The sequence below is a fragment of the Clavibacter lycopersici genome, from assembly GCF_003576405.1.
Taxonomy (GTDB): domain Bacteria; phylum Actinomycetota; class Actinomycetes; order Actinomycetales; family Microbacteriaceae; genus Clavibacter; species Clavibacter lycopersici.
On the sequence record NZ_QWGT01000208.1, the window covers coordinates 1 to 4,951 of the forward strand.

The window sequence follows — 4,951 nt, forward strand, 5'->3', positions numbered from 1 at the left end:
GTGCCCGCGCTCCCGGAAGGCGCGGGCGAGGCGCGCGCCGAACGGCGGGGCGGCCGGGGCCGCCCCGCCGTCCGCGCTCGTCACCTGCGGGCCTCGCGGGCGATCGCGTAGTCCTGCAGGCTCGTGACGTCGAAGCCCGCCCGGATGGCGTCGAAGGAGGCGACCGCGGCCGTGAGCTGCGCGATGGTCGTGAACAGCGCCTTGTCGGCCGCGACGGCCGCGGCGCGGATCTCGTAGCCGTCGGCGCGGGCGGTGCGGCCCGACGGCGTGTTGATGACCACGTCCACCTCGTCGCGGTTGATGAGGTCGACGATCGACGGCGAGTCGCCCGCGGCGGGCTCCTCGCTGTACTTGCGGACGACGCGCGCCTGGATCCCGTTCCGGCTGAGGATCTCCGCCGTGCCCGCGGTCGCGAGCACCTCGAAGCCGAGCTGCTGGAGGCGGAGCACCGGCAGCACGATGGAGCGCTTGTCGCGGTCGGCCACCGAGACGAACACCGTGCCCGAGAGCGGGAGGCCGCCGAACGCCGCCTCCTGGCTCTTCGCGAACGCGCGCGGGAAGTCGCGGTCGATGCCCATGACCTCGCCCGTGGAGCGCATCTCCGGGCCGAGCACGGAGTCGACGATGAGGCCGTCCTTCGTGCGGAACCGCTTGAAGGGCAGCACGGCCTCCTTGACGGCGACGGGCGAGTCCATGGGGACGTCGGATCCGTCGCGCTCGGGCAGCAGGCCCGAGGCCTTCAGCTCCGCGATGGAGGTGCCGACCATGACGAGCGACGCGGCCTTCGCGAGCGGGATGCCGAGCGCCTTGGAGACGAACGGCACCGTGCGGCTCGCGCGCGGGTTCGCCTCGAGGACGTAGAGCACGCCCGCGCCGATCGCGAACTGCACGTTGAGGAGTCCGCGCACGCCCACGCCCTCGGCGATGGCGCGCGTGGCGTCGACGACCTGCTGGATCTGGCCGCGGCCGAGGGTGACGGGCGGGAGCGTGCAGCTCGAGTCGCCCGAGTGGATCCCGGCCTCCTCGATGTGCTCCATGACGCCGCCGACGTACAGCTCGGTGCCGTCGTAGATGGCGTCGATGTCGATCTCGATGGCGTCGTCGAGGAAGCGGTCGATGAGGAGCGGCTTGCCCTCGCCGATGATGCCCTGGTCGGCCATGCGCAGGAAGTAGTCGTGCAGCGTCGCGGTGTCGAAGACGATCTCCATGCCGCGGCCGCCGAGCACGTAGCTCGGCCGGACGAGCACGGGGTAGCCGATCTCCTCCGCGACGACGACGGCCTCGTCGATCTCGACGGCCGTGCCGTTGCGGGGAGCCACGAGGCCCGCGGCGTCGAGGATCCCGGAGAACAGGCCCCGCTCCTCCGCGAGGTCGATGGCCGAGGGGCTCGTGCCGAGGATGGGGACGCCCGCGGCCTCGAGGCCCTTCGCGAGCCCGAGCGCGGTCTGCCCGCCCAGCTGCACGACGACGCCGACGAGCTCGCCCGCCTGCTGCTCCGCGTGCACGATCTCGAGCACGTCCTCGAGCGTGAGCGGCTCGAAGTAGAGCCGGTCGCTCGTGTCGTAGTCGGTCGAGACCGTCTCCGGGTTGCAGTTGATCATGATGGTCTCGAACCCGGCCTCGGCCAGCGCGAACGACGCGTGCACGCACGAGTAGTCGAACTCGATGCCCTGGCCGATGCGGTTCGGGCCCGAGCCCAGGATGATCACCTTGCGGCGGTCGGACGGCACGATCTCCGTCTCGGAGTCGTAGCTGGAGTAGTGGTACGGCGTGAGCGCCGGGAACTCGCCCGCGCACGTGTCGACCGTCTTGTACACGGGGCGGATGTCGGCCGCGTGGCGCGCGTCGCGGACCTCCTGCTCGGCGAGGCCCCGGATCTCGGCGATCTGCGCGTCCGAGAAGCCGTGGTCCTTCGCCTCGCGGAGGGTGTCCGCGTCGAGCTCGTCGGCGTCGCGCACGGCGTCGGCGACCTCGTTGATGAGGACGATCTGGTCGATGAACCAGGGGTCGATCTTCGTCGCGTCGAAGACCTGCTCCGGCGTGGCGCCCGCGCGGAGCGCCTGCTGCACCGTGACGATGCGGCCGTCGGTGGGGATCCGGCTCGTCTCGAGCAGCTCGTCGACCGAGCGGCTCTCCGCGCCCCAGTGGAAGGAGGATCCGCGCTTCTCGAGCGAGCGCAGCGCCTTCTGCAGCGCGGTGGAGTAGTTGCGGCCGATGGCCATGGCCTCGCCCACCGACTTCATGGTGGTGGTGAGCTCGGCGTCGGCGGCCGGGAACTTCTCGAACGCGAACCGCGGCACCTTGACGACCACGTAGTCGAGCGTCGGCTCGAAGCTCGCGGGCGTGACCTTGGTGATGTCGTTCGGGATCTCGTCGAGGCGGTAGCCGATGGCGAGCTTCGCCGCGATCTTCGCGATCGGGAAGCCCGTGGCCTTCGACGCGAGCGCGCTGGAGCGGGAGACGCGCGGGTTCATCTCGATGACGATGAGGCGGCCGTTCGTCGGGTCCACCGCGAACTGGATGTTGCAGCCGCCCGTGTCCACGCCCACCCGGCGGATGATGTCGATGCCGATGTCGCGCATGTGCTGGTACTCGCGGTCGGTGAGCGTGAGGGCCGGCGCGACCGTGATCGAGTCGCCCGTGTGCACGCCGACGGGGTCCACGTTCTCGATGGAGCAGACGACGACCGTGTTGTCGGCCGTGTCGCGCATGAGCTCCAGCTCGTACTCCTTCCAGCCGAGGATCGACTCCTCGAGGAGCACCTCGGTGGTGGGGCTCGACTGCAGGCCGTCGGCGACCATGCGCTCGAGCTCCTGGCGCGTGTGCGCGAAGCCGGAGCCGAGGCCGCCCATGGTGAAGGAGGGGCGGATCACGAGCGGGTAGCCGAGGTCCTCGGCGTACTCGACGGCCTGCTCCAGCGTCTTCGCGACGTGCGAGCGGGCGACGTCGGCGCCGGACTCGATGACGAGGTCCTTGAAGAGCTGCCGGTCCTCGCCCTTCTGGATGGCCTCGACCTTCGCGCCGATGAGCTCCACGCCGTGCTTGGCGAGGATGCCGAGCTCGTCGAGGCGGATGGCCGCGTTGAGCGCGGTCTGGCCGCCGAGCGTCGGGAGCACCGCGTCGGGGCGCTCCTTGATGATGATCTTCTCGAGCACCTCGCTCGTGATCGGCTCGATGTACGTCGCGTCGGCGAAGCCCGGGTCGGTCATGATCGTCGCGGGGTTGGAGTTCACGAGGATGACGCGCACGCCCTCCTCGCGGAGCACGCGGCAGGCCTGCGTGCCGGAGTAGTCGAACTCGGCGGCCTGGCCGATGACGATCGGCCCGGAGCCGATGACGAGGACGCTGTTGATGTCGTCGCGCTTGGGCATTACACGGTCTCCTGGGGGGTCGAGGCGGACGCGGGGGCGGTGCCCGACGCGTCGTGGATCAGCTGGATGAACCGGTCGAAGAGGTACGACGAGTCGTGCGGGCCCGCGGCCGCCTCCGGGTGGTACTGCACGCTGAAGGCGGGGATGTCGAGGCAGTTGAGCCCCTCCACGACCTGGTCGTTGAGCGAGACGTGGCTGACCTCCGCGCGGCCGAAGCCGGCGGGGCTGTCGACCGGGCCGTCGAGCGGCGCCGAGACCGCGAAGCCGTGGTTCTGGCTCGTGATCTCGACGCGGCCGGTGCGGCGGTCGAGCACGGGCTGGTTGATCCCGCGGTGGCCGAACGGCAGCTTGTAGGTGTCGAACCCGAGGGCGCGGCCGAGCAGCTGGTTGCCGAAGCAGATCCCGAAGAACGGGATGCCCTTGCGGAGCACGTCCTGCAGGAGCTCGACGTGGTACTGCGAGGCCTCGGGATCGCCGGGGCCGTTCGAGTAGAAGACCGCGGTGGGCGCGAGCTCGGCGAGCTCCTCCGTGGTGATCGACTGCGGCACGACGTGCACGTCGAGGCCGCGGGCCGCGAGGTGCTTGACCGTCGCGGTCTTGATGCCGAGGTCGAGCACCGCGACGGATCCGATGCGCTCGCCCTCGGCCGGGATCGTGTACGTCTCCTGCGTGGAGACCTCGGCGGAGAGGTTGCGGCCCGTCATGTCGGGCGCCTGCCGCACCTGCGCGAGCTGCTCCTCGTCGGAGAGCGACGCGGCCTCGCCGGAGAAGACGCCGGCGCGCATGGCGCCCTCGTCCCGGATCCGGCGGGTGACGGCTCGCGTGTCGATGTTCGAGATGCCGACCACGCCCTGGGCGACCAGGTCGTCCTCGAGCGTGCGCTGCCCGCGGAAGTTGGAGACAACGCGGGAGGGGTCCCGGACGACGTAGCCGGCGACCCAGATGCGGCGGGACTCCATGTCGTCGTCGTTCATGCCGGTGTTGCCGATGTGCGGCGCCGTCTGGAGCACGATCTGGCCCGCGTAGGACGGGTCGGTGATGGTCTCCTGGTAGCCGGTCATGCCGGTCGCGAAGACGGCCTCGCCGAGGGTCACGCCGCGGGCGCCGTACGCGCGTCCGACGTACCTCCGTCCGTCCTCGAGCACCAGGACAGCTGGTTCGTGTCGGGCCATGTCGGTCACTTCCCTTCGTTGTCGTCGTCGTGCGCAGGGCGCGTGATCTGGTCGAGGGCGTCGACGAGCGCGGTCTTCTCGCGCGGGTCGATCACCCGGAGGTACGTGTCCACCCGGGTGCCGGCCGCCGCGTCGAGGATCCAGGTGACGGCCACGAGGCCGCCCTCCTCCACGACGCGGTCGATCGTGTAGGTCGCGAGCCCGGATCCCGTGATCCGGTCGGCGGGCACGAGCACCTCGCGCTCGCCGTCGATCGCGAGGACGAGCCCGGCGTCGTGCACCCGGGCCGCCGCGCGCCCGCGGAAGCCGAGGGGCCGGACCGTCAGACGGTCGAGCGCCTCGCCCGCGGTGGTCGTGGCGACGTAGAGCACGTCGACCTCGAGACGCGGCGCGCCGAGCCCGGCGGGC

At 71.1% G+C, this 4,951-nt stretch carries 3 protein-coding genes; all 3 read right to left on the bottom strand.

The window, feature by feature from the left end; genetic code table 11:
• Window positions 1-80: 80 nt before the first annotated feature.
• On the bottom strand, window positions 81-3,371 hold the full coding sequence (gene carB / locus DZG00_RS12195; protein WP_119455666.1) for a carbamoyl-phosphate synthase large subunit: 3,291 nt from the start codon (window positions 3,369-3,371) through the stop codon (window positions 81-83).
• Window positions 3,371-4,543: a glutamine-hydrolyzing carbamoyl-phosphate synthase small subunit gene (gene carA / locus DZG00_RS12200; RefSeq protein ID WP_199688973.1), complete on the bottom strand. Its 1,173-nt coding sequence runs from the start codon at window positions 4,541-4,543 to the stop codon at window positions 3,371-3,373. The genes carB and carA overlap by 1 nt, the downstream gene beginning before the upstream one ends.
• Before the next feature lie 5 nt (window positions 4,544-4,548).
• On the bottom strand, window positions 4,549-4,951 hold a 403-nt coding region (locus DZG00_RS12205), incomplete at its 5' end, for a PH-like domain-containing protein (RefSeq protein WP_119455667.1).